Raw genomic sequence first — 723 nt, 5'->3', positions numbered from 1 at the left:
ACCTGGGCGCCGACCCGGTGGCCACCGCCGTCATGCACGCATCGGGCCGCCCGATCGACGCCTTCGTCGTCCGCAAGTCAGCGAAAACGCATGGGCTGCAACGCCTTATCGAAGGCTCCGAGGTTTCCGGAAAGCGGGTGCTGGTGGTCGAGGACACCAGCACCACCGGCAACTCGGCGCTGACCGCGGTGCGCGCCGTCCAGGAGGCCGGCGGCGAAGTGGTCGGGGTGGCCACCGTGGTGGACCGGGCCACCGGCGCCGCCGAAGCAATCCAGGCCGAGGGGCTGCCCTACCGAAGCGTGCTCGGCCTCGCCGACCTGGGGCTGAGCTAGTTGCAGGTGGACCTTCGTAGGTATCAGTTGTCACAATTGCCGCAGGCATCCCTGGCGCGGGCGACGTTCGTTGTGCCCACCTCACAGCGACAACAACGTCGTAGTGCACGGCCGCCCGAGTTGTCGCTCAGAGGTGGGCAATTCGTTCATTCCTTCCGGCGGGGAGTGCTGTGCCACGTTGGGCGGACGTGGCACAGGTGCCTCGGCTTGACCTCGAGCCGCTGAATCATGCGCAACCTTTTCCTTGCGATAGCGGCCTGCTTGGCGCTGTGTCTGGCCGGCTGCTCGTCCTCCAGCCAACCGGTGCGCCCGTACGGCGCCCAGGGTCAAACCGCCGACCACGGCGTAGTCCCAGTCGCTGGTCAGTTCGCGCATCAGCGAGCCGATCAAG

General features: G+C 67.4%; 1 protein-coding gene and 1 pseudogene. One reads left to right on the top strand and one right to left on the bottom strand.

Going from position 1 to position 723, the window contains the following annotated elements:
• Positions 1-332: phosphoribosyltransferase family protein (locus tag A5625_RS15210; RefSeq protein WP_255397976.1), on the top strand; the 332-nt coding region annotated here is incomplete at its 5' end.
• Between the two features lie 315 nt (positions 333-647).
• Here A5625_RS15210 and A5625_RS29155 read toward each other — a convergent pair.
• A pseudogene (locus A5625_RS29155) lies at positions 648-723 on the bottom strand (orotate phosphoribosyltransferase); the annotation flags it as partial.

It is taken from the genome of Mycobacterium sp. 1465703.0 (assembly GCF_001672975.1).
Taxonomy (GTDB): Bacteria; Actinomycetota; Actinomycetes; order Mycobacteriales; family Mycobacteriaceae; genus Mycobacterium.
This window is presented reverse-complemented; position numbering and strand designations above follow the sequence as displayed.